At 34.5% G+C, this 25,336-nt stretch carries 29 protein-coding genes; 1 reads left to right on the plus strand and 28 read right to left on the minus strand.

Translation table 11 applies throughout. The features are described from left to right. Position 1 precedes the first annotated feature (1 nt). From BN6559_RS01385 to BN6559_RS01515, 27 genes are all read right to left on the minus strand, one after another. Positions 2 to 766 carry a ribonuclease HII gene (locus tag BN6559_RS01385; protein ID WP_110956220.1) on the minus strand — a complete coding sequence of 255 codons (765 nt, stop codon included), beginning with the start codon at positions 764 to 766 and terminating at the stop codon, positions 2 to 4. Positions 767 to 891: 125 nt separating this feature from the next. After that, positions 892 to 1,776, minus strand: a complete 885-nt coding sequence (gene ylqF / locus BN6559_RS01390) for a ribosome biogenesis GTPase YlqF (protein ID WP_110953083.1) — start codon at positions 1,774 to 1,776, stop codon at positions 892 to 894. Between the two features lie 434 nt (positions 1,777 to 2,210). Then, entirely contained in the window at positions 2,211 to 2,738 is a 528-nt protein-coding gene (gene lepB, locus BN6559_RS01395; RefSeq protein ID WP_110953084.1) for a signal peptidase I, read from the minus strand. 60 nt (positions 2,739 to 2,798) lie between these two features. Further along, positions 2,799 to 3,140 (minus strand): 50S ribosomal protein L19, encoded by a 342-nt coding sequence (gene rplS / locus BN6559_RS01400; RefSeq protein ID WP_110953085.1) that lies wholly within the window; start codon positions 3,138 to 3,140, stop codon positions 2,799 to 2,801. Between the two features lie 125 nt (positions 3,141 to 3,265). Further along, a complete protein-coding gene (locus BN6559_RS01405; protein WP_110953086.1) occupies positions 3,266 to 3,838 on the minus strand; it encodes an RNA methyltransferase in 573 nt (190 codons plus the stop codon). Between the two features lies 1 nt (position 3,839). Beyond that, entirely contained in the window at positions 3,840 to 4,586 is a 747-nt protein-coding gene (gene trmD / locus BN6559_RS01410) for a tRNA (guanosine(37)-N1)-methyltransferase TrmD (RefSeq protein ID WP_110953087.1), read from the minus strand. Positions 4,587 to 4,588: 2 nt separating this feature from the next. After that, positions 4,589 to 5,086 (minus strand): ribosome maturation factor RimM, encoded by a 498-nt coding sequence (gene rimM, locus BN6559_RS01415; RefSeq protein WP_199883669.1) that lies wholly within the window; start codon positions 5,084 to 5,086, stop codon positions 4,589 to 4,591. Between the two features lie 2 nt (positions 5,087 to 5,088). Next, positions 5,089 to 5,496 carry a YlqD family protein gene (locus BN6559_RS01420; protein ID WP_110953088.1) on the minus strand — a complete coding sequence of 136 codons (408 nt, stop codon included), beginning with the start codon at positions 5,494 to 5,496 and terminating at the stop codon, positions 5,089 to 5,091. A 99-nt stretch (positions 5,497 to 5,595) separates the two neighbouring features. After that, positions 5,596 to 5,823, minus strand: a complete 228-nt coding sequence (locus BN6559_RS01425) for a KH domain-containing protein (protein ID WP_110953089.1) — start codon at positions 5,821 to 5,823, stop codon at positions 5,596 to 5,598. Positions 5,824 to 5,829: 6 nt separating this feature from the next. Then, positions 5,830 to 6,111, minus strand: coding sequence for a 30S ribosomal protein S16 (gene rpsP, locus BN6559_RS01430; protein WP_110953090.1), 282 nt, complete (start codon positions 6,109 to 6,111; stop codon positions 5,830 to 5,832). Positions 6,112 to 6,144: 33 nt separating this feature from the next. After that, entirely contained in the window at positions 6,145 to 7,494 is a 1,350-nt protein-coding gene (gene ffh / locus BN6559_RS01435; protein ID WP_110953091.1) for a signal recognition particle protein, read from the minus strand. Between the two features lies 1 nt (position 7,495). After that, entirely contained in the window at positions 7,496 to 7,855 is a 360-nt protein-coding gene (ylxM, locus tag BN6559_RS01440; RefSeq protein WP_110953092.1) for a YlxM family DNA-binding protein, read from the minus strand. Positions 7,856 to 7,954: 99 nt separating this feature from the next. Beyond that, the gene (gene ftsY, locus BN6559_RS01445; RefSeq protein WP_110953093.1) at positions 7,955 to 8,872 is read right to left on the minus strand and encodes a signal recognition particle-docking protein FtsY; all 918 of its coding nucleotides are present in this window, start codon (positions 8,870 to 8,872) and stop codon (positions 7,955 to 7,957) included. Between the two features lie 20 nt (positions 8,873 to 8,892). Next, complete coding sequence (smc, locus tag BN6559_RS01450) at positions 8,893 to 12,453, minus strand: chromosome segregation protein SMC (protein WP_199883670.1); 3,561 nt, start codon at positions 12,451 to 12,453, stop codon at positions 8,893 to 8,895. A 118-nt stretch (positions 12,454 to 12,571) separates the two neighbouring features. Continuing rightward, positions 12,572 to 13,615, minus strand: coding sequence for an elongator complex protein 3 (locus tag BN6559_RS01455; protein WP_110953095.1), 1,044 nt, complete (start codon positions 13,613 to 13,615; stop codon positions 12,572 to 12,574). A gap of 43 nt (positions 13,616 to 13,658) precedes the next feature. Beyond that, positions 13,659 to 14,390 carry a ribonuclease III gene (gene rnc, locus BN6559_RS01460; RefSeq protein ID WP_110953096.1) on the minus strand — a complete coding sequence of 244 codons (732 nt, stop codon included), beginning with the start codon at positions 14,388 to 14,390 and terminating at the stop codon, positions 13,659 to 13,661. A 1-nt stretch (position 14,391) separates the two neighbouring features. Then, positions 14,392 to 15,636: a beta-ketoacyl-ACP synthase II gene (fabF, locus tag BN6559_RS01465; protein ID WP_110953097.1), complete on the minus strand. Its 1,245-nt coding sequence runs from the start codon at positions 15,634 to 15,636 to the stop codon at positions 14,392 to 14,394. 14 nt (positions 15,637 to 15,650) lie between these two features. Next, positions 15,651 to 16,595, minus strand: a complete 945-nt coding sequence (locus tag BN6559_RS01470) for an NAD(P)H-dependent flavin oxidoreductase (protein ID WP_110953098.1) — start codon at positions 16,593 to 16,595, stop codon at positions 15,651 to 15,653. 83 nt (positions 16,596 to 16,678) lie between these two features. After that, positions 16,679 to 16,909, minus strand: a complete 231-nt coding sequence (locus tag BN6559_RS01475) for an acyl carrier protein (RefSeq protein WP_110953099.1) — start codon at positions 16,907 to 16,909, stop codon at positions 16,679 to 16,681. Between the two features lie 36 nt (positions 16,910 to 16,945). Beyond that, positions 16,946 to 17,689 (minus strand): 3-oxoacyl-[acyl-carrier-protein] reductase, encoded by a 744-nt coding sequence (gene fabG, locus BN6559_RS01480; RefSeq protein ID WP_110953100.1) that lies wholly within the window; start codon positions 17,687 to 17,689, stop codon positions 16,946 to 16,948. Between the two features lies 1 nt (position 17,690). Continuing rightward, positions 17,691 to 18,635, minus strand: coding sequence for an ACP S-malonyltransferase (gene fabD / locus BN6559_RS01485; RefSeq protein ID WP_110953101.1), 945 nt, complete (start codon positions 18,633 to 18,635; stop codon positions 17,691 to 17,693). Between the two features lie 21 nt (positions 18,636 to 18,656). Next, the gene (fabK, locus tag BN6559_RS01490) at positions 18,657 to 19,553 is read right to left on the minus strand and encodes an enoyl-[acyl-carrier-protein] reductase FabK (protein WP_456060942.1); all 897 of its coding nucleotides are present in this window, start codon (positions 19,551 to 19,553) and stop codon (positions 18,657 to 18,659) included. A 52-nt stretch (positions 19,554 to 19,605) separates the two neighbouring features. Continuing rightward, positions 19,606 to 20,610, minus strand: coding sequence for a beta-ketoacyl-ACP synthase III (locus BN6559_RS01495; protein ID WP_110953103.1), 1,005 nt, complete (start codon positions 20,608 to 20,610; stop codon positions 19,606 to 19,608). After that, complete coding sequence (gene plsX, locus BN6559_RS01500) at positions 20,597 to 21,619, minus strand: phosphate acyltransferase PlsX (protein ID WP_110953104.1); 1,023 nt, start codon at positions 21,617 to 21,619, stop codon at positions 20,597 to 20,599. Before plsX ends, BN6559_RS01495 begins: the two co-directional genes overlap by 14 nt. A 16-nt stretch (positions 21,620 to 21,635) precedes the next feature. After that, positions 21,636 to 22,190: a transcription factor FapR gene (fapR, locus tag BN6559_RS01505; protein ID WP_110953105.1), complete on the minus strand. Its 555-nt coding sequence runs from the start codon at positions 22,188 to 22,190 to the stop codon at positions 21,636 to 21,638. Between the two features lie 143 nt (positions 22,191 to 22,333). Continuing rightward, entirely contained in the window at positions 22,334 to 22,513 is a 180-nt protein-coding gene (gene rpmF / locus BN6559_RS01510; RefSeq protein WP_110953106.1) for a 50S ribosomal protein L32, read from the minus strand. A 52-nt stretch (positions 22,514 to 22,565) separates the two neighbouring features. Then, positions 22,566 to 23,072 (minus strand): YceD family protein, encoded by a 507-nt coding sequence (locus BN6559_RS01515; RefSeq protein WP_199883671.1) that lies wholly within the window; start codon positions 23,070 to 23,072, stop codon positions 22,566 to 22,568. A 182-nt stretch (positions 23,073 to 23,254) separates the two neighbouring features. On the opposite strand from BN6559_RS01515, the gene BN6559_RS01520 reads away from it, so the two are divergent. After that, positions 23,255 to 24,493: a nucleotidyltransferase gene (locus BN6559_RS01520; RefSeq protein WP_199883672.1), complete on the plus strand. Its 1,239-nt coding sequence runs from the start codon at positions 23,255 to 23,257 to the stop codon at positions 24,491 to 24,493. Here BN6559_RS01520 and BN6559_RS01525 read toward each other — a convergent pair whose 3' ends face one another. Beyond that, complete coding sequence (locus BN6559_RS01525; RefSeq protein WP_110953108.1) at positions 24,494 to 25,273, minus strand: patatin-like phospholipase family protein; 780 nt, start codon at positions 25,271 to 25,273, stop codon at positions 24,494 to 24,496. Positions 25,274 to 25,336 lie beyond the last annotated feature (63 nt).

Consider the following 25,336-nt stretch of genomic DNA (forward strand, 5'->3'; position numbering starts at 1 on the left):
TTTAATTCCTCCAAGACTTTATTGGCTCAAAAGATTTTCTATGTACTGGACACGGTCCATATTTACCAATCGCCTCAATGTGTTGTTTTGTCCCGTAACCTTTATGCTGTGAAAAACCATACATCGGATATGCATGGTCCAATTCATCCATAATTTTATCTCGCTCTACTTTTGCAATAATAGAAGCCGCTGCGATTGAAGCACTAATTGCATCTCCTTTTATAAGTGATAGAGAAGGCATAGTTAACTTATCAAGCGGAACTGCATCAATGAATACCGCTTTAGGCCTCGGATTCAAATGATCAATTACCTCATACATCCCTTGTACAGTAGATTGATAAATATTTATTTTATCAATTGTTTCTTGACTTATAACTGCCCTTTCGATTGCAATCGCATTTTGTATAATATTATGATAAATTTCTTCACGTAATTTTGCTGATAGTTTTTTCGAATCATTAATTTTAGGTATATGAAATCCCAAAGGCAAAATCACCGCCGCCACAACAACCGGCCCCGCTAAAGGACCACGACCAGCCTCATCAACTCCGGCAATTACATCATACCCGTTTTTTAAAAATTGATATTCGTTGTAATATAAATTCTGTACCCGCTCTAATTCAGCTTGTTCTTTATCCCATTTTTTCACTAAACGTACAACAGTGGATCTTGTATCTTCCCGAAGTTTATCAATTTGTTCCTTAGAAATATTTTTTTCTAAAACTAACGCACAAATTTCCTTAATTGATAGTGTTTGATCGATCATAGACATTTCACTCCAAAATTCCGCAAAAATTTCTAAATACTTATATTCGTTAAATACATAAAAAAACCTGTTTAATAATAGAAAACTGATGATACAATCAACAATATCATCAGTCATTTATCTTCTTATTCAGCTATAACATTGTCTAATGTAATTAGACCTAACTTTCCAGCTCTAAATTCATTTAGAATAATACGTCTTACTTTTTCATGATCTACTATACCGCCACTACGTAAACAGCCACGTTTAACGCCAATCATTTCTAAGATCTCAACACTATCGTCAGGAAGTTGATCTTTCAATTTATAACGTTCAATTAATCGTGTTGGATACGATTCACGCATAATTCGCAGAAAAGCATTCATAACCTTTTCCATATCATAAACCTCATCGTTAATTGCTCCCGTAAACGCCAATTTAAGCCCAACTTCTATATCTTGAAATTTAGGCCATAATACACCCGGTGTATCTAATAATTCTAAATTCTTACCAATTTTAATCCACTGTTTTCCACGCGTAACTCCAGGTTTATCCGCTGTCTTTACAACACTAGAACCAAGTAATCGATTAATCAAAGAAGACTTTCCAACATTAGGAATTCCTAAAATCATTGCACGAGATGCTCTTGCATTTGCACCTTTATTTACCAATTTACTAGCTTTTTCTCTTGCTAAAGCCTCCACTTTATTTACAAGTGTCTTCGTTCCTTTACCAGTTATCGAATCGATTGCAATGACTTGTATATTTTTACTGCGAAAAAATGCAATCCATTTCTCAGTCATTTGTGAATCTGCCAAATCAGCTTTATTTAATGCAACAATATGTGGCTTATCCAAAATAATTTCTTTAATTACTGGATTTGCACTGCTGTACGGAATTCTTGCATCTAATAATTCAATTACAACATCAACCAATTTTAGGTTCTCTCTAATCATTCGCTGTGCTTTTGCCATGTGCCCAGGAAACCAATTAATATTTATCTTCTCGTCTCTATTATCTTCTAGTATCACTTTTTATTCCTCCGTATCACCTTCATAGAACATTGATTTTACTGGCCTTACCAAGAACATAATTTTTTCCATGACTTAAAGTACTCTTCTTATTACCTTTTATGACACCGAATTGACTTACTTTATCTATAAAACTCAGTAGGCAAGCGATAGACAGCCTGCAAACTTAGGCAAAGAAATCAAGTTTGTTCTCCATTATAATATATCCATAAGGCTTTTGCAAAAACCTTTAAATAGCTTATTTTATAAACTGCAATAATGTACGTTTAGTCACTACTATAGCTAATATATTTTTAACAATAAACTTTCAATATCAATACAGTATTATGTACCAATCCTGAAAATTTCATTAAAAAGGCTCTATAATAAATGCTGTAATCTCAATCAAAATTAAGACCACAACAATTATTATAGAGCCAACATAATCTAAAGCTTTATGGCAATGTTTTTAAATGATCAAATGGCCAAAAAACCATCATTGCCTTTCCCTTAATCAAATTATATGGAACAAAACCAACATCTTTAAAACGACTATCTTCTGAATTATTTCTATTATCACCCATAACAAAAATATGTCCTTCCGGTACTGTGGATAATGGATATGAACCTTTCGTTTTATCAAGAATATAAGACTCATTTAATAATTGTTGGTTTACGAAAACTCTTCCGTCTTTGATTTCAATCGTATCCCCAGGAACTGCAATTACTCTTTTTATAAAATCTCTGCTCGGATCTTTCGGATAACGAAAAACTAAAACCTCACCTTTTTCAGGTGCTTTAAAACGATAAATAAATTTATTAACGACTAAACGTTCTTGACTAACCAAAGTTGGACGCATAGATGGTCCTTCAACTAAATATAATTCAACAATAAAATAACGAATAAAAAAGGCTAATACAACCGCAACAAGGATTGATATCACCCAATCTTTTATTTCTTCTCCAAGAGATTCTTTGCTCATTTGATATCCTCCCACTTAAATAAAGAATAGGGACTGAAACAGTCCCTATTGCGCGCTCTACTAACGTCTTTCTTTAATACGAGCAGCTTTACCAGTAAGGTTACGAAGATAATAAAGTTTTGCACGACGTACAATCCCTCTGCGTGCAACTTCAATTTTTTCAAGTCTAGGAGAATGTACTGGGAAAGTACGTTCAACACCTATACCATAAGAAATACGTCTTACAGTAAAGGTTTCACGAACTCCGCCGCTTTGACGAGCAATTACTACTCCTTCAAACATCTGAATACGTTCGCGATTACCTTCGACAACTTTTACATGTACGCGTACAGTATCGCCAGGAATAAATTCAGGAATGTCTGTACGAAGTTGTTCTTGTTCTAAAGCTTGAATAATGTTCATAAGTATATTTTTCCTCCTTAGTTGAGACGTTCATGGCAAATAATTTACTCAGAGGACCGCCCACATACATTTTAAAATTATATCATACTTGTATTAAAAATTCAAATTTTATATTTCTATATAAACTACGAAATCCACCATTTTTCACCAAGCAACCGATCCAATATAATTGCCACTGCCGCTCTAACAGGTAAATGATTATAATCACCAGGACCGTAAATCGGTTCAAGAATATAATCAAACTTACGCATGACTTCGTTTTGAATTCCCCATCCTGTACCAAATAAAATAAGGTATGGCCTTTGCTCACCTTCTATTTCCGCTCTCAAGTCAGAATAAGAAATTGTATTAGGGTAAATTCGAGCATCTGTTGTAACGATAATCGGTTTCTTTTTTTCTTTTTTTTCAATCTCTTTCACAGCGTCTTCTATGTTTTTTACTAAATTTAAAATTTGAAAAGCTTCTTTACGATCTGAATGGTGTTGCCCGCCATAACCAGTTTGCCAATATTCAATTATGTCATTTGCAATTTCTTGTTGCTTCTCTATAGGATGAATAATAAAATACTGTTTTATATTATAGGTACGTGCACTTCTAGCAATATCATGAATATCAAAATTAGTCAAAGCTGTCGTTACGATTTGATCGTGTTTATTATAAATCGGATAATGTACTAACCCAATATATACAGTCGGCATATTATTCACCTCCAAGTTCCGATTTTATTTGTTCTAATAATTTTTTCTGCATGTCACTAAGCTCTATCGACTCAAGTAAATCCGGTCTATGAATCCATGTATTTTTTAAAGATTCCTTTTGCCGCCATTTTTCAATTTTCCCATGATCTCCTGATAATAAAATATCTGGAACATTCCATCCATTAAATTCACGCGGTCTGGTATATTGCGGATATTCTAATAAGCCATTATAAAAAGAATCTGTCGTTGCAGACTTTGAAGAGCCAAGAACACCTGGAAGCATCCTTGCTACTGCATCAATAATAACCATTGCTGCTAGCTCTCCACCGGTCAAAACATAATCGCCAATCGAGATTGCTTCATCCACCAAGTGGGTTGAAATCCTAGCATCGAATCCTTCATAATGACCACAAACAAAAATTAATTGTTCATATGCAGCTAATGATTTTGCTTTTTTTTGTGAAAAGGTCTTTCCACTTGGACACATTAATAAAGTCCGCTTTTTAGAAATATTGGTAATTGTTTTTACATGTTCAACAGCACGAAAGATAGGCTCAGGTTTTAACACCATTCCTTCCCCACCACCAAAAGGATAATCATCAACCATTTGATGTTTATCGTATGCAAACTCACGCGGATTTACGATATTAATATCTAAAATCCTACCATCAACTGCTCTTTTAATCATACTTTGACCAAAGGGGCCTTGAAACATATCCGGGAATAAAGAAACTATATCAATACGCATAATTATTCCATCTCTTCTTGTAAAACAACATCTATTTTACCAGCTTGCACATCTATATTTTTGATAACTTTTTTTAATGCAGGAATTAATATCTGTCTCCCCTGATGATTTACTATATAAACATCATTACTTCCCGTTTTTAAAATTTGCCCAATTTGACCGAGACACTCATTCTTTTCATTGTAAACTTCCAAACCAATAATATCAAAGCTATAATATTCACCATCATTAAGTGGAGGAACATCCTTGCGATCAACCTTTAGAAGCTTACCTTTAAAAGGTTCGATCGCCTCCCGAGTGTCAATCCCCTTAAATTTCAAGATTACAAATTGGTTACTATATTTAACATTTTCAATCTCAATACAAGTCTGCTCATCTACAAATACATTCTTTAAGGATTGAAATCGATCCGGAAAATCAGTGAGTGGAACAATACGCACTTCACCCCGCACACCGTGCGGGGCACCTATTTTACCAATAATAATTTTTTCTTTCATCATCACTAACTACGGAAAGCCAATACTTTACCATCTTCTAAAAGAATTTCAGCATTTAATAACTGTGGTAATTCATCGCCAACTTTAACTTCAATAATACGTTCCAATGTTCCTTGAACAATTTCCGAACCAATTTCTAATTGAGCAGTCTCTTTTAACTTTTCTAATAAATGATTTTTAAATTCAAGTCTTTTTTGTTTCTCACCTTCAATTTGCTGTCTTAATGCCACTAATCCCTGTGCATCTTGTTTTGCTTGTTCAGCCATGATCCGTTTCGCATGAAACTCAATCTGCTGTAATTCAAGATCAGCTTTTTTAATATTTTCTTGAATTTCGTGCTCCAACTGTTTTTTTAAAGCTTCTGTAACCTTAGCTTTAATTGTAATTGGGCATTTTAGTGTCATACTTTCCATCTTTATCAACACCTCTATTTTCTTTACATTTTTCTTTATGATAAACAAGTAGCGGCAATATCCCCCACTGATAAGATGGAGGATTTTTTGCCGCATAATTTAAATAATTTCAACTGTTACTTTTTTATTTTCACGGGTAGAAGCTGCTTTCACAACCGTACGTAAAGCTTTCGCAATACGACCTTGCTTACCAATTACTTTTCCCATGTCATCCGGAGCAACATGTAATTCACAAATCGTAACATTGTTACTTTCTATTTCTTTTACAACAACTTGTTCTGGATTTTGTACTAATGCCTTGGCGATAACTTCAACAATTTCTTTCATCGTTTATTACGCCTCTTTCTTAGTGCGCTTTACTTCATCCCATTTAGCCATTATGCCTTGCTTGCTAAATAAAGATTTAACAGTATCTGTAGGCTGAGCACCTTTACTCATCCACTCAAGCGCCTTTTCTTCATCAATTTTGATAACAGCAGGTTCTTTTGTAGAATCATAATGTCCTAAAATCTCAATAAAACGTCCATCACGCGGAGAACGAGAATCAGCTACAACCACACGATAAAAAGGGTTCTTTTTTGCCCCCATTCGATTTAAACGAATTTTAACTGCCATAAAATATTCACCTCCTTTACAAATCAAATAAATTTATTTCATAAAAGGTAACTTAAAACCGCCTAATCCTTTGCCGTTTTTCTGTAGACCTTTCATTTTCTTAATCATTTTTTTCGTTTCAGCAAACTGTTTTAATAATTTATTAACATCTTGCACTCTTGTGCCACTACCTAATGCAATACGTTTACGCCTACTACCATTAATAATATTGATATCACGACGTTCTTTAGGTGTCATTGAATAGATAATCGCCTCAATATGTTTGAGGTCTTTTTCATTAAATTCGACATCTCCAAGTTTTTTCTTTAAATTGCCCATACCTGGAATCATACTTAAAATTTGTTCCATAGAACCAAGTTTTCTGACTTGCTGCATTTGTACAAGAAAGTCATCCAATGTAAAATCATCTTTACGAAATTTCTTTTCCATTGCTTGCGCTTGTTCTAAATCGAATGTAGATTGAGCCTTTTCAATCAAGCTCAACACATCACCCATGCCTAAGATTCGAGAAGCCATCCGATCAGGATGAAAAGCTTCTAATGCCTCTAACTTTTCACCCATCCCAACAAACTTTATAGGACATCCAGTAACTGCTTTTACAGAAAGTGCAGCACCGCCTCGCGCATCACCATCTAGCTTGGTTAATATAACCCCATCAAGACCAAGGTCTTGATTAAAACTTTCTGCAACGTTCACCGCATCCTGCCCAGTCATAGCATCTACAACCAGTAAAATTTCATGTGGCTTTACACCTTGCTTAATTAGCTTTAGTTCTTGCATTAATTCTTCATTAATATGCAAACGACCAGCTGTATCAATAATCACAATATCATTGGCATGTGAAACAGCTTGCTCTACGGCCTTTTCTGCAATCATTACCGGATTGGTACCTTCAGGCATAGAGAAAACAGGTAAATCCAATTGTTGCCCTAATACTTGTAATTGTTTTATCGCTGCCGGACGATAAATATCTGCTGCTACAAGTAAAGGTCTTTTATTCTGTTTCTTTAACGACAATGCTAACTTGCCTACCGAAGTCGTTTTACCAGCACCTTGTAATCCCACCAACATAATAATTGTAGGGGGTCTTGATGAAATATTAATACGACTTTGCGTACCTCCCATTAATGTGGTTAATTCATCATTTACAATCTTTATAACAACTTGCGCAGGAGTAAGCGTTTCCAAGACTTCTTGTCCAATCGCTCGTTCTTTTACCTTAGCAATGAAATCTTTTACAACCTTGAAGTTAACATCGGCCTCCAGTAACGCCATACGAACTTCACGCATGGCTTCATTAACATCAGCTTCTGTTAATTTACCATGTCCACGCAACTTTTTGAAAGTTTTCTGTAGCTTATCGGCTAAACCTTCAAAAATCATGTTATACCTCCTCAATTTTACCAATTAATTTGGAAAGTTTTATTAAAACAGCCTTTATATCTGCTCTTTCAGATGAGTTTTCCGGCAAATGTTCAATTACATCATAAATTGCCTTTATTTCATGTTGTTCTTGTTGATACCGCTCTACCAACTTAAGTTTTTCTTCATATGATGTCAACACTTGTTCTGCTCTATGAATAATATCATAAATTGCCTGTCGTGAAACACTAAATTGATCAGCAATTTCTGATAAAGATAAATCATGTAAAAAATGCATTTCAAGACAACGCTGTTGTTTCTCTGTAAGTAATGCGCCATAAAAATCAAATAAAATGCTGATTTTTAATAACTTATCCAACATAATGAACCACCTATCATTGTCTATTGCCATAATTACCTGACAAGGTAATTCACTTGACTTATGTATTATATACAATCTTTTTTGCAATGTCAAGTTATTTTACTTGTCATCAAATAATGCTTTTGCAAACTCGTCTGCATGAAATGGACGAAGATCATTTATCCCTTCACCAACACCAATCCACTTGACAGGCATATTCAATTCTGATTTAATCCCAATAACAACTCCACCTTTTGCTGTTCCATCCAATTTAGTTAAAACAACTCCAGAAACTGGTGCGGCTTTTGAAAAAAGTTCGGCTTGATTAATAGCATTTTGTCCTGTTGTAGCATCTAATACTAAAAGTGTTTCATGTGGAGCCTCTGGAATTTCTTTTTGAATTACCCGACTAATTTTCTTTAATTCTTCCATAAGATTAAATTTCGTGTGTAGCCGTCCCGCAGTATCAATAATCAATACGTCGACCTTTCTTGCTTTTGCAGCTTTTACTGCATCAAATGCAACGGCTGCCGGATCAGAACCCTCTGAATGTTTGATTAGATCAGCCTGAATTCTTTCTCCCCATATTTCTAATTGATCAATTGCAGCTGCTCTAAATGTATCAGCAGCTGCCAGCATTACAGTTTTTCCTTGTTCTCTATAATAATTGCCCAATTTACCAATTGTTGTCGTCTTACCAACTCCATTTACGCCAACAACCTCAATTACAGTAGGTGGATTTTCCGCCATTATACTTGTATCTTCACCTTCATTTAAAATTGCAGTAATTTTCTCTTGTAGAAATGGCTTTAAGTCTCCCGGCTCTTTTATTTCTTTATTTCTAATCCCTTTACGAATTTCTTCCATTAAACGTGTAGATGTTTTTACGCCAACATCAGCCATAATTAAAGCTTCTTCTAAATCATCTAAAAATTCATCATCAATTTTGGCATAGCCAATAACAATTTGTTCAATTTTTTCAGTAAAACTTTGTCTCGTATTCGCTAAACCTTTTTTCAATTTATCAAAAAAACCCATAACGATTCCCCCAATATGAATTAAATTATTTCATCTTCTAACTTTACAGAAATAACTTTTGAAACACCTGAATCTTCCACAGTAACACCATGCATAACATCAGCGACTTGCATCGTTCCTTTTCGATGCGTCACAACAATAAATTGCGTCTGCTTTGAAAAGTCTTTTAAAAAAGAACCAAATCGATCAACATTTGCCTCATCTAATGGTGCATCAATCTCGTCAACAACGGTAAAAGGAGCTGGCTTAAAACTTAAAAAGGAAAATAAAAGTGCAATTACTGTTAACGCTCTTTCTCCACCAGATAAAACAGATAAACTTTGCGATTTCTTTTCAGGAGGCTGTACAATAATTTCAATTCCTGCTTCAAGAACACTTTTATCCGTATTCGATAGTTCTAATCTAGCTTGTCCGCCCCCAAATAAATTACTAAAAATATGCCCAAAAAACGTATTAATTTTTTCAAAGGCATTCAGAAATTGCTTTGACATTGTTATATCAATCTCTTTTATAATACCATTTAAGTAGTCCTTCGCAATAACTAAATCGTCAATTTGTTTTTTCATGAAATGATATCTTTCATTCAAAATCTCATATTCTTGAATTGCATTTGGGTTGACACTTCCCAGCGCATTTATCTGGATTTCCAGATCTTTAATTTGCTTACCTAAAATATCATTTTTTTCGTCTGTTTTTAACGCAGTTGCTTCTTCAATTGATACTTCATAATTTTTTTCTAATTGTTCAACGCAATGATTCATTTCAAATTGATATTTTGTATATAAAATATCAATTTGATGCATTCTATTTTGTATTTCATTATGCTTTTTTCGTATCTCTTTAATTAGCTTATCATTTTCTTGTATTTTTGCTAATTTCTCTAACTTGATTGAATGAAAATTATTATAATCTTTTTCTGCTATCGCTTTTATTTCTTTAAGTCTAAAATTACAAGTATTCAATTCCACTAATTCTTTTTTTATAGTACGTAACGTATTCTCTACCCTATCCAGTTCATTTTGTAAATTAATAGAATTTTGTTGATATTGCTCTAATTCCAAATCCAACATTTTACTCATTTCCTGATTTTGAATAATTTCCTGTTGCAACATCTTACTTTTTATTCTCGTATCAACTAAGCTCTCCATAATTTTATTTTTTTCTTCTTTAAGTTCTTTTAATGTCATTGTCGCATTTTCATCATCTGTTTTTTGCGTAAAATCTAGCATCTCAAGTTTAGCTATAGACTCTTGTGTATGTAACTTATCTGCTTCAATTTTATCAAGTTCTATCTCATACGCATTTAATTGCTCACATAACCTACTCAGTAAGTTTTTATTACGGTCTGATTCTAATTGATAATTTTCTACATGAACTCTAAGCTCAGCTTGTTCTACCTTATATTGCTGCTTACTATTATCAATTTCAAGAATTCTTTTTTGATACACCTTTAATTGCTCTTCTATTTTTTTCTGCTGCGGCTGATAATCTTTCATTTTTTGCTCTAATGAAATAATTGCACGCTGTACATTTTCTATTTCGCTTGATCTGTTTAGAAAACTCGCTTCTCGCCTCTGAATGCTTCCACCCGTCATAGATCCACCAGGATTCACTACCTCTCCTTCTAAAGTTACAATTCTCACTTTAAAATTTTGTCTACGTGCTAATTTAAGGGCAACATCAATATTGGTGACAACAATTGTTCGTGCAAGTAAAAATTCAATTATTTTTCGATATTTAATATCGCAGTCAACAAGCCGATCTGCATAATCAATGAATCCACCCATATCTTTAAAACTATTGTCTCGCTGAATTTTGGCCCCATTTACGATTGTATTCAATGGGAAAAAAGTAACGCGCCCTAGTTTTTCTTTTCTTAAATATGCAATAGCTTCTTTAGCAATCGAATCATTTTCAGCAATAATGTTTTGCAAATTACCGCCAAGAGCAATTTCTATAGCAATAACATAATTTTCAGGGACGGAAATAACCTCTGCAACGGCTCCACAAATACCTACGTTCCATGGATTATTTCCTTTAAGAATGGCTTTTGTTGCTCTTCCAAACCCTTCATATTCCTTTTGCATTCCAGTTAGAAATTGTACTCTGGTTTTAGATTCATTTAAAGCTTGTATGCACCTATTTACTTCCGCATTAAGAAAATCAAGTTGTTTCGTATATTCTTGTGCTTTTAGTGTTAATTCTGTTCTTATGGTATCACTTTTTTGAATTTCTAAAGAAATCGTATCTAATTTATATTTCAATTCATTAACCCCAGATACATCTCTTTCTATTTGCAAATCACAAGATACTTTTTCACGCTCCAAAGAAGAAATCATATTTTTCAACTTATCAATATCTCTTTGTAAAACAATACACTTATTTTTTTCACTCACAAGATTTTTAACTTGTTCTAACGATTCTTCCTTTATTTTAGTAATTTGATCTTCAGTATTTTTAATTTTCACACTTAATATTTGTTCAATCTTCCTCTGTTCTTCGGAAAAAGTTTCTAATTTAATTTCTTGTTCTTGTAAACAGACTAAAGACGCCTGTGTTTTTGTCAATTTAACCTGAGCATCTGTACGCTTTTGATCAACAGTTTTCATTTCGTTTTTTACGCGAAAACTACTTTCCTCACTTTGTTTTATTCTTTCTTGGTAAACTGTAATGTTACTCTGATTTTTCTCTATTTTTCCAACCAGTTCATTGTTCTTTTCTATTAACAAATTTAATGATTTTTCTACTTCAATAAGTTCATTATTTAATTGTTCTCTCGCTACTTCTTGTAAATTTAATTCTGTATTTACCATTTGCTCATCTTGAATCACAATATTTTTCTGTTTTTTACTATCATGAAAAAAGTTCTTATACTTATCAAAATTATTCATTAATACAGTTATTTTTGAAACACGAAATTTATCATTAAGTTCATTAAATTTCTCTGTTTTTTTAGCACTTTCCGCTAAAGGGCCTAATTGATTTTCTACTTCTGAAACGATATCAGAAACCCTTAAAATATTTTGTTCTGTATCTTCCAATTTTCGAAGCGATTCACGTTTTCGATTGCGATATTTTGTAATTCCTGCCGCTTCTTCAAATAGAAATCTCCGCTCTTCGGGCTTACTATTTAATACTTGATCAATCCTATTTTGACTGATAACACTTAAAGCATCTTTGCCCAAGCCAGTATCGGCAAATAATTCATGAATATCCTTCAATCTGCATTGCGCTTTATTTATATAATATTCACTTTCTCCTGAACGAAAAATTCTTCGCGTTACAACAATTTCTTTAAAATCAAGCGATAACTCGCCATCTGAATTATCGAAAGTTAAAGAAACTTCTGCAACACCCAATGCTCTTCGTTTACTACCGCCGGAAAAAATAATATCTTCAGTCTTCGATCCACGTAAATTTCTAACATTTTGCTCTCCCAAGACCCATTTTATAGCATCCGTAATATTACTTTTCCCACTACCATTAGGCCCTACAATCGCAGTAATGCCTTTATTAAACTCAATTTCCAACTTATCTGCAAAGGATTTAAAGCCATATGCTTCTAATTTAAGTAATTGCAAACATATTCACCAACCTATAAAATTTAGCCATTTTATACAATTATACACTAAATTATATGAACTAAGTAATATAGAAATTATAAAAGGACGTTATCCTTTCCAAATTGAAACTATATGCCTAAATTGAATTTACGTCTAAAGTATATTTTTTTTCTTCATACTCTACTACAATTCGATCAATTCTATTTAGGTCTTGCTTGAATATAATTGATTTGGGGTGAAACATAGCATACCATTTTTTTTGATTTTCATTTTTCATTCCACGTATTTTAGAAGTATCCTTAGGATGATGATGCAAAATGATTTTTTTATTTTTAATATATAAAAGCTCAAAAAGGTTGGAAACTGTAATATAAAACAAATACATATCAACCATTTCACCAAAAGCAGGGTGATACGGACCTGCTATTCGTACTTCATCATCATTTAATGCTTCAGTTGCCTGAAGCCCAACCCGAATAACCGGAATATTATTTTTCTCAAAGAGCGCTTTCATTATTGCGCAATATTTAACTGCAGTTTCTAAAGTCAACGGCTTATATTCTTTTTTATAAAATAATACAGCTAATTGCGTTTTTGCCAAAACTAAAGTAGGATAAATTCTTACAAAATTAGGTTTTAAATGTATCACTTCATAAGTCGTTGACATAATTTTAGACAAATTATCTTCAGGCAATCCTGGCATTAATTGAATCCCAAATTGTAAATTCATTCGCTTTATACAATCTATCGCTTTATAAACTGCTTCTCTCGTATGTCCTCTTTGTGCATTAGATAAAACTTGATCATCCAACGACTGCACACCTAATTCAACAATGCGAACACCATATTTTAAGAGATTTACAAGAATTTCTTCATTTATACAATCAGGCCTTGTAGAAACTCTAACTCCATCTATTTTCTTCTTCTTAAAAAATTCATAGGCAGGACTTAATAATTCCTTCTGTTTTTTTATACTTAACGCTGTAAAACTTCCACCATAAAAAGCAACCTCTATATTGCGTTCTTGATTAATTTTATTTAAATGATTTTGAATTGTCTCTTGAACAAAATTTGCCGTAACATTGGTCTGCATTCCGGTTATTTTATATTGATTGCAAAATATACATTGATGCTGACAACCATAATGAGGAATAAAAATAGGAATAATATAATTTTTCATAACAACCTCATAACAAAAATGGATGACCTTAAGTCACCCATTTTTAACTATTTAATTTATTCATTTTCATTAATGCCTGTTTTGCTGCACTTTGTTCAGCTTCCTTTTTACTCTTTCCAAATCCGCTTCCTAGTCTCTCATCATTTATAAGAACAGCAATATGAAAAACCTTATTATGATCTGGTCCACTTTCGGAAATAATCTCATAGCTAATTTTATTATCACTATTTTTCTGAATAACTTCTTGTAATAAAGTTTTATAATCTTTGATATAGCTTCCGTTTTTTATGCTTAGCAAATCATCATGCAATTGCGCCAGTATAAAATTCGTCACTGCATCAATCCCATGATCTAAATAAATAGCCCCAATAATTGCTTCGAAAGCATCTGCCAATATAGAAGTTCGCTCTCTGCCTCCTGTGGCTAATTCACCCTTGCCAAATAAAAGATATCTACCAACATTTAAACTTGCTGCTCGTTTTGCCAAAGTTGCTTCACACACAATAGCCGCTCTCGCTTTTGTTAACTCGCCTTCCGGAAGTTCCATAAAATGCCGAAATAAATAATTGCTAATGACCAATTCAAGCACAGCATCGCCTAAAAATTCAAGTCGCTCGTTATGAAGAATATGTGCTTTCTTAGCTTCATTCGCATAAGAAGTATGCGTAAGCGCTTGATGGAGTAGATTCAAATTAGTAAAAGAAACACCCAAACCTTTAGATACTTCTATTAAATCTACTTCTCTATCTTTTCCTAAACGTTTTTGTAAGCTCATCTTATTTAACGTATTTCTTTAAAATTATACATGCATTATGACCGCCAAAACCAAGTGAGTTTGACAAAGCGACATTGACTTCTTTTTCACGCGCTTGGTTAGGCACATAATCTAAGTCTAAATCTTCATCAGGCTCAGTATAATTAATTGTCGGCGGTATAATGTTATTCTCAATAGTTAGTGCAGTAGCAATACATTCTATTCCTCCAGCAGCACCAAGTAAATGCCCAGTCATAGATTTAATAGAGCTAATGGCCAAATCATATGCATGCTTACCAAACGATGACTTAATAGCAGCCGTTTCAGTCAAATCATTTAAATGCGTAGATGTACCGTGTGCGTTAATATAATCAACACAATCTGTATGCAAGTTAGCATCTTTTAATGCTTTTTCCATACACTTCGAAGCTTGAACTCCACCTGGTGAAGGTGATGTAATATGATACGCATCGGAATTGGTTGCATAGCCTGCCAATTCTGCATATATGTGTGCGCCACGTTTTAATGCATGTTCTAAACTTTCTAAAATAACAATTCCTGAGCCTTCACCCATGACAAAACCACTTCGATTTTTATCAAATGGTCTAGAAGCTTTTTGAGGCGCATCGTTAAAGTCAGTACATAGTGCTTTCATTGCACAGAACCCTGCCACAGCCGCCGGAGAAATACATGCTTCCGTCCCTCCCGCTACCATTACATCGGCTTCTCCATACTGAATAAGCCTAAAAGCATCGCCAATAGAATTCGTTCCAGTAGCACATGCTGTTACAACACAACTACTTGGACCATTTAAATTGAACACAATTGAGGTTTGACCTGCTGCCATATTCCCAATCATCATTGGAATAAAAAATGGGCTAACACGACCTGGACCTTTATCAAAAAGTGTAGTGTATTGACTATGTAGTGTTTCAATACCACCAATGCCAGTCCCAATAATAACACCAATACGATCACGATCTTCTTTTTCTAGATCGATTTTAGCATCTTCAAATGCTAATTTTGTAGCAGCTACTGCAAATTGTGTACAACGATCCATTCTTTTTGATTCTTTTTTATCGATATATTCTGTGGGATCAAAATCATGAACTTCTCCCGCGACTTGCGCAGTATATTCACTCGCATTAAAACGTGTAATATTATCAATGCCAGACTTACCTTCTAAAAGAGCATTCCAAAATGCATCTTTGCCTATGCCAACAGGTGTAATTGCACCCATTCCTGTAATCACTACTCTATTTTTCAAACAAAGCACCTCACCTAATTTATTGCTTCAACTTCGGCTTGAAGCCTCGCAAATATTTCTTTAACAGGTAATATTTCTTTTATCTTATGAATGTATTCGCCAGTGAATACCAATCCATTTTCCACATCACCCTGTTGCGCACGAATTAATGCCTTAATGATACAGAAATTCTGTTTGCAATGTTTTAGGCATGCATCACATGAATCAATTGGCGAATTACCTTCTATTATTTTCTCAGCAAAAGGATTACGTACTGCACGACCCGGAAGCCCTACAGGACTATTTATTACAACAACATCTTCAGCTTTTGCTTTTAGATAAAATTCTTTTAAAGCTGGAGCTGCATTAGATTCTTCACTAGCTGCAAACCGTGTACCCATTTGCACACCATTCGCTCCAAGATTTATAAGTTCTACAATATCACTGCCTGACATCACACCGCCTGCAGCAATTACGGGAATTTTTACAGCCTCTCTAATTCCGGGAATTAACGATTTTACTGATTGGTCTGTCCCTAAATGACCACCAGCTTCTTTTCCTTCAACAATTACTGCTGACGCTCCAAGCGCTTGTGATATTTTAGCTAATTTTACAGATGAGACAATAGGTACGATAGGTGTATTAGACTCTTTACCTAATCCGAACATATCACGAGAAAAACCAGCTCCAGCTACAACTAAATCAATGCCTTCACTAATAGCAGTTTTAACTAAATCACTAAATTTCCTTGCCGCAACCATAGCATTTATACCAATAATCCCCTTGGTCAATGATCGCGCCAATTTTATTTCGTGTCGTAATTCATCCATTGTCATACCAGATGCAGCAATAAGTCCAATACCACCAGATTCTGCAACAGCAGCAGCTAAACGCGCTGTCGATAAACGTATGGCCATACCACCTTGAATAATAGGTACCGTTGCAACCTTTGTACCAATTTTTAGTTCTGGAAGTTTCAAGAATAACTCCTCCAATCAATACGCATTACCTTTAGAAAGCCCCGCAAAAATTTACGGGACTTTCAGTACAGTAAGACTTAAACTTATTTGTTTTGGTCTATGTAGGTCACAGTATCTTTTACCGTTTTAATTTTTTCAGCTACTTCATCAGGGATTTCAACACCGAATTCCTCTTCAAAAGCCATAATTAATTCAACAATATCAAGAGAATCTGCTCCTAAATCGTCAATAAATGTAGAATCAATAGAAACATCATCAGCTTCAACACCAAGTTGTTCTACTACAATCTCTCTAACTTTTTCAAAAGTCGACACAATCTTCACCTCCTCCCAAAAAACAAACACTTATTTTTACATCACCATACCGCCATCAACATTTAATGTCTGTCCAGTAATGTAAGATGCTTCATCAGAAACGAAGAACATAACAGCATTCGCTACGTCATTCGCAATTCCAAGCTTACCTAAAGGAATTCTCGACACCAACTCTGATTTAACTTGTTCTGACAATACTGCGGTCATATCAGTATCGATAAAACCAGGTGCAACGGCATTGACTGTAATTCCACGTGAAGCCAATTCTTTTGCCATCGATTTAGAAAAACCAATAACTCCAGCTTTGGCAGCAGCATAATTAGCCTGTCCAGCATTCCCTGTCAGACCAACCACAGACGTCATATTTACAATTCTGCCATATTTTTGTTTCATCATGATTTTTGAAACGGCTTTTGTGCAATTATAAATACCTTTCAAATTGGTATTTATCACATCATCCCAATCATGTTCCTTCATACGCATAAGCAAATTATCACGTGTAATACCTGCATTATTAACTAAAATATCAATTTTTCCATGTAAAGCATGAATATCTTTAACCATTGTATCAACAGCTTCCGCATCCGCTACATCAGCTTGGACAAGCATAGCTTTTCCACCATTTTCAATAATCATACTTACGACTTCTTCTGCCGCTTTTACATTACCTGCATAATTTACAATTACGTTTGCCCCAGATTCTGCTAATTTAAGAGCAATAGAACGACCAATGCCTCTTGATGCTCCTGTAACAAGAGCAATCTTTCCGTCTAAAAGCATTTTAACGAACCTCCCCGAAATAATCAAGAGTTTTTTCTAAAGATTCGATGTTTTCAACGTTAAAATTGATAAGCGACTTATCTATTTTTTTATTAAAACCATTTAAAACCTTCCCTGGTCCAACTTCAACAAATAAATTTGCTCCAAATTTTTGCATTTCAGCAACACAATCCTCCCATTTCACAGGACTTGCCGCTTGTTCAATCAAACTTTCTTTAATCGCATTTGCCTTAGTTAATATTTTCCCTGTCACATTTGCAACAACAGGAATAGATGCATCACGTAATGTAATTTTATCTAATTCTAAGGCTAATTTTTCAGAAGCAGGTTTCATTAAGCTACTATGAAACGGAGCACTTACTGGTAATATAACAGTTTTTCTAGCTCCTGCCTCTTTCAATAATTGGCATGCTTGTTCAACGCCTTTTGTTGTCCCAGCAATTACAACTTGCCCTGGGCAATTAAAGTTAACCGCTTGTACTGCTTCACCAGTTTGCATAAGTTCATTACAAATATCAATGATAATTGTTCTTTCTAGCCCTAAAATTGCAGCCATTCCGCCTTGACCAATTGGAACTGCCTCTTGCATAAAAGTTCCCCGTTGTCTAACCAAATGTACCGCATCTTCGAAATTTAATGCTCCAGCAGCAACTAATGCAGAATATTCACCAAGACTGTGCCCAGCAACAATTTCCGGAACAACTCCAGCTTCTTTCAATATCTCATGACAGATTACACTTACTGTTAGAATAGCTGGCTGCGTATTAAATGTCTTTCGCAGCTCCTCTTCCGGACCATTAAAACACATATCTTTAATAGAAAATCCCAGAACATCATCTGCTTTTTTAAAAAGATCTTTAGCTATATCATACTTTTCAAATAATTCTTGTCCCATACCAATCGTTTGTGAACCTTGGCCTGGAAAAACAAAAGCAATTTTACTCATTTTACAACTCCTAACTAAACCTTATTTACAGATATTCTGAATACCACGCATCACAGAAGGTATTCCGTTTACCAATTCTTGCATAATTGTATCCACCGATTTAATTTCATTTAACAGACCAGAAATTTGTCCAATCATAATTGAACCGTTTTCTATATCACCCTTATGAGTTGCAAGATGCAATTTACCTGCGCCTAATTTTTCTAATTCTTCTACCGGCGTTCCTTTTTTCTCTAATTCTAAATACTCCCGAGTCAATTTATTTGCAATTACACGAACCGGATGTCCAGTTGAAACACCTGTAATTACCGTAGAACGATCCTTCGCCTTTAAAACAGCTTTTTTATAATTTTCATGCGCAATGCATTCTTCTGAAGCAACGAAACGCGAACCAATTTGTACCCCTTGTGCACCTAATGCAAAAGCAGCCACGATTCCGCGCGAGTCACCAATTCCTCCAGCAGCAATTACGGGAATATCTACTGCATCCACAATTTGCGGAACCAATGCCATTGTAGTAATTTCACCAATATGTCCGCCGCTTTCCATACCTTCAGCGATAACAGCATCGACACCAGTACGAGCCAAGCGTTTTGCTAAAGCAACAGAAGCTACCACAGGAATTACTTTACTGCCGATTTCCTTCAAAGCAGGAATATATTCCCCTGGATTTCCAGCACCAGTTGTAACAACTGGTATTTTTTCCTCAATCACGACTGCCATAACCTCTTTTACAAATGGAGACATTAACATGATATTGACACCAAAAGGTTTATTCGTAAATGATTTCGCCTTTTTTATTTCATTTCTCAACGCATCTGGTGGCATATGACCAGCACCAATAACACCTAATCCACCAGCATTGGATACAGCAGCAGCTAATTCAGAAGTACCGATCCACGCCATACCACCTTGCATAATTGGATATTTAACATTTAATAATTTACAAATATCACTATTAAACAAAATATTAATCCTCCTTAGCCCATTTCATAACACATGATGCCCATGTAAGCCCGGCACCAAACCCAACCAATACAACAACATCACCTTTTTTTACTCGGCCTGCTTCCACAGCTTCTGATAAAGCAATTGGTATGGAAGCTGCTGAAGTATTTCCATATTTATCAACATTGACAACGACTTTATCCATCGACAAATCAAGACGCTTAGCAGCTGATTTTATAATTCGAATATTCGCTTGATGCGGAATTAAACAATCTATATCACTCGAATTTAAACCTGCAGCCTGCAAAGATTTTAATGCAGCTTCCCCCATGATCTTTATTGCAAATTTGAAAACTTCATTGCCATTCATATGAATATAGTGCAATTTATTCTCAATTGTCTGCAATGTAGCCGGATGCAGACTGCCACTCGCTGGAACACTTAAAAATTCTCCACCAGAGCCATCTGCTCCAAGTTCAACACCTAATATTCCATAACCAGCTTCTACTTCACTTAAAACAGCTGCTCCTGCACCGTCGCCAAATAAGATACACGTATTCCGATCTTTCCAATTCACCAATTTCGAAAGTGTTTCTGCTGCTACTACAAGCACTTTTTTATACATACCCGATTTTATAAATTGACTTCCGGTACTGATCCCATAAACAAATCCTGAACAAGCTGCAGATATATCAAAAGCTGCAGCATTTATCGCTTTCAACTTGTTTTGAATGATGCACGCCGTGGATGGAATCACCATATCCGGTGTTAATGTTGCAAAAATAATCAAATCAATTTCTTCTGGTGATATTCCTGCATTTTCAAGTGCTCTTTCAGCTGCGTGTATCGCAATTTCAGAAGTTGGAACATTTTCTTCAACAATTCTGCGTTCACTAATTCCCGTACGTTCAACAATCCATTCATTATTTGTCTCTACCATTTTTTCCAAATCATGATTTGTTAATACTTTTTCCGGAACATAATACCCTGTACCAATGATTCCAACACTTTTATCATTCGTTTGCATTGTTCAGCATCTCCTCCTTTGCAATACTTTCACTAATGTGCGCTAAAACATTTTTGCTGACATATTCATTTGCAACACCAATTGCACTTTTTATTGCCTTTGCATTAGAGCTGCCATGACAAATGATAAAACAACCATTTACGCCTAGCAGAGGCGCTCCACCATATTCTGTGTAATCAACTTTTTTGCTCAAATTTTTTAAAGTTGACGTTAACATCAACGCTGCCACTTTTGTAAAAATACTGCTTTCTTTAATCGCATCTTTGATTAATTTCATTATAGTTTTAGCAAGTCCCTCGCCAAATTTAAGCACCACATTTCCTACAAATCCATCACAAACAACAACATCTACGCTACCGTTAGGAATATCACGTCCCTCTGCATTCCCAGTAAAGTTAATTGTTTTTAAAGATTTCAATAGAGGATACGTTGCCAGAACTTGTTCATTTCCCTTTGTTTCTTCTTCACCAATATTTAATAAGCCTACTCTAGGCTTCTCTATACCAAAAACATATTTAGAATAAATAGATCCCATAATTGCACTCTGAACCAATTGACGAGGTTTACTATCAACATTCGCACCCGAATCTAAAAGCATAGTAACTCCGTTAATATTAGGTATCGGAGTTGCGATCGTAGGTCTATCAATACCTTTAATTCTACCCAATTCGAATAAGGCGGCCGCAACAGCAGCTCCTGTACTACCTGCAGATAAAACCGCATCACAAATTCCATCTTTGACTAGTTTAGTTGCTACAACTATCGAAGAATCTTTTTTCCTTCTTACCGCCGCACCTGGATGTTCATCCATACCTATAACATCACTGGCATGATGAATTGATATCTTTAAGTTCTGCCACGCAGGACACTTCTCTAGAACAGTCCTAACTTTTACTTCGTCTCCAACTAGAATTATTTCGCAATCATATTCTTGGGCAGCTGTTATTGCACCTAGCACTATTTGCTCCGGAGCAAAATCTCCTCCCATAGCATCAACTGCAATTTTCATATATTAGGACCCTCCATTACTCTAACGAAACCATTATAAACTTTGCTCGAAAGACTTCTTGTGTATCATTTCTCGTTTTAACCCAAATAAAATATTTATTGCCTCTTTTTTTAACGATTTCTGCTTTAGCAATTAATTTTTCTCCAATATGAATCGGAACCTTATATTTTATATTAGCAACTCCAGTTACTGCTGCTGGAGCATCAATGACTGCAAGTGCTAAAGAATTCGCTTGTGAAAAAACATGATGTCCACGAGCAACTTGGGTTTTTTCAAAAACCATATCTTCAGTGACTTTCATTAGAGAAATTCCTGATTTTCCTAGTTCTATATCAATCAGTTCACCAACTACTTCTCCACTTGCAATAGACTTAATCTTTGTTTGGGCATTTTCGGCCATTTTTTTTATGCGTTCACGCAACTCTGGAATACCTAGTTCCAAACGATCTAAACGTATTGTCTGGATACTAACATGCAATAGTTTTGCTAATTCTTCATCGGTCAGAAAAGGCTTTTCTTTCATATGACCCAACAATAATTGTTGGCGATTCTTCTTTTTTACACGTATCATGCAATTATCACCTTTTTTAGTACTAGATACTATAACCAGTTGTTACAGACTATTATAAACATACTAAAGTAAAAAGGCAAGTAAAATAAAAAGAATGAGCAAGATATAAGTATTAACCTATATCTTGCTCACAACAAAATAAATTATTCTGCTACTTCGACAACTATCTTACCATTATAGTGACCACATTCAGAACATACGCGATGTGGCATTTTAGGTTCATGACATTGCGGACATGCAATAAGACCAGGAACAGTTAATTTCCAGTTAGCACGACGTTTATCACGACGAGCTTTAGACATTTTACGTTTAGGTACTGCCATTTATTACACCTCCTTAAAACAAATCAGGTAAAACTACTTCCCTAATTTTCAATTAATTCTTATTTAAAAGTTTTTGTAATGCTGCAAGTCTAGGATCTATAATATGTCGATCGCATCCACAATCTTTTTGGTTTAGATTAGCACCGCACTTAAGACATAATCCGCGACAATCAGAACTACATATGTTATTTAGTGGTTGCGATAATAATATAGTTTCACGAACCAACTCGGAAATATCTATATAATCACCACTAAAACAAATCACATCATCAGAATCAAACTCGGACTGATCTGCCCTTTTATATGTTTCTGAAAAGGAGACTTCTTGCTTTTGCGTGAAATATTCTAAACATCGATCACACTGAAAATATTTTTCAAAATAAATATTGCCATTTATTTTAAAAGCATTCCCCGTATTCACAATATAACCATTTATTGCTATATCACCTCGAATTGAGAACTGCTCAACAATAACATCTAATTTATCAGCAGTGATACTAAAATTAAATTCATATTGCTGTCCTATATTTTCTTGAGATTGTACAACATTAATTTTCATTATATTCCACCTCAACCTCAATCTATTATAGCTATCAAGCTATTATTTGTCAAGATTATTAATTTGTTTTTATTAAATTATAAAACAGTTATTTTAAAAATACAGTATATATTATGCCGTATAAAATGTTAGAATATTACCAGCCTATTAAAATCATGAATTTATACAAAGCAGGTGAAAAAATGGAGTCAATTGGAATTATTGCTGAATATAATCCTTTTCATAACGGACACCGCTATCATTTAGAAGAAACAAAAAAAATCACAAAAAATGAAAATATCATTTGTATCATGAGCGGAAATTTTACCCAGCGGGGTGATTTGGCAATTATCAACAAGTGGGATCGGGCCTCTATGGCTGTGAAAGCTGGAGTTAGCTTAGTCATAGAACTTCCCGTTGTTTTCACGATTCGAAGCGCCCAATATTTCGCAACAGGTGCAATTCGTTTATTAAAAGCATTAGGACTAGTTACAGGCTTGTGTTTTGGTGCAGAAAACGCAAATAATCAACTTCTCAGTCAAATTGCCAAATCCACGACAAATCCCGTTGTATTAAAGCTATTTCACGAGAATATAGACAGAGGAAACAGCTATGCAGCGGCAATGGGGTGTGCAATTTCATCAGTTTATGGAATCGATTCTAAACTTTTAAATTCTCCTAATAATATTTTAGCAATTGAATATATAAGAGCCATCCATTATTACCAAGCAAATATAACTCCAATTCCAATTTATAGAATTATTTCAAATTATCACGATACAAAAATTACACATTCAATTGCAAGTGCAACTTCCATCCGACATGAATTACAATTATCAAATATAAATAATCAAGTGTTACAAGCTACACTTCCTGAATTTAGTTTTAATATCCTAAAAACAACCCTTTCTTCAAATAAAGAGCTCCCGCATCTTAATAACTTATCCGCTATTTTACTCTATAAGCTTAGAACTATGAAGGCTGGAGAAATAAGAAATATCCCTGGAATTTCTGAGGGTTTGGAAAATCGCTTGCTAAACAATGCGAAGAAAGCTATAGATTTAGAAACACTATTAAATCTAACAAAAAGCAAACGTTATCCATTGTCGAGATTACAAAGAATATTGCTTCATATTCTTTTAGCAATATCCAATGAAGATATCAGTAAGTTTGACGAAACGGGTCCATTATATGCGAGGATTTTAGCATTTAACGATCAGGGACGTACTCTTATAAAACAGCTAAAAAAGACTAGTTCTATTCCACTAATCACCAAAACAACCGATTATTTAAATACTACCAAACGCGACAATAATAACTTAACTGATTTAGAAAGTATGTTATCTATTGATACTTACGCTACAGATATTTACGCACTTGCTCATTCACCATTTTGTCCCGGAGGGTTAGATTTTATAAGGTCTCCACTCTATATAAAATAGTTAATATTCTTGATTTTCGATCATTTTATGCAATTCCTCCAAAATACCGTACGTACTTCTTTCCCCAATTAGAAAACATTCATCTATATGGTCAAAAGAACTAGGAGATATATGCGCTACATCTGGCTTGATTAAAATCACATTATCTTGTTTGTGTCTATACTTTCTTAGTTCTCTTTCCATAATATCTATTGATTGAAGAATAACATCAAATATGTTATTTATTTTAGATTGAGAATTTGTATACGCCAAATCAACTGCAATGACAATATCTGCTCCCATGTCAAAAGCAACATCAATTGGAGTTGGATTCAACACAGCTCCATCAACCAGCAACATATCTTCCAATGCATAAGGAACAAATACACCTGGAACTGATACACTTGCCCTTACAGCAGTACTGACCAAACCTTCTGTAAAAACAACTTCTTGGCCTGTATTTAAATCTGTAGCAACTACAGCTAAGGGAATATCTAGCTGTGAAAAACAATTTTTCTTCGTCAGCAAACTCATCGTTTCAATTATTTTTTCTCCTGAAAATAACCCCATTCTTGTTACAAGAAAATCAAGCCAATGTCGTCGGCCTAAATTTTGTGCTAATTTTAAAATTGTATCAGCACTATGTCCACTGCAATATAATGCTCCAATTAAACTACCAATACTGCAACCAGCAATATAATCTATTGATAAACCTTCTTTTTCAAAAACCTTTAATACTCCTACATGTGCAATTCCTCTTAACCCACCAGAACCAAGTGCTAAACCAATTTTAGGTCTCATTTTCCCACCTCGTATTACGCGTTTAATTAGTTATATTTTCTCCTTCTATTCATATATATTATA

The organism is Massilibacillus massiliensis (genome assembly GCF_900086705.1).
GTDB classification, from domain to species: Bacteria; Bacillota; Negativicutes; order FLKF01; family FLKF01; genus Massilibacillus; species Massilibacillus massiliensis.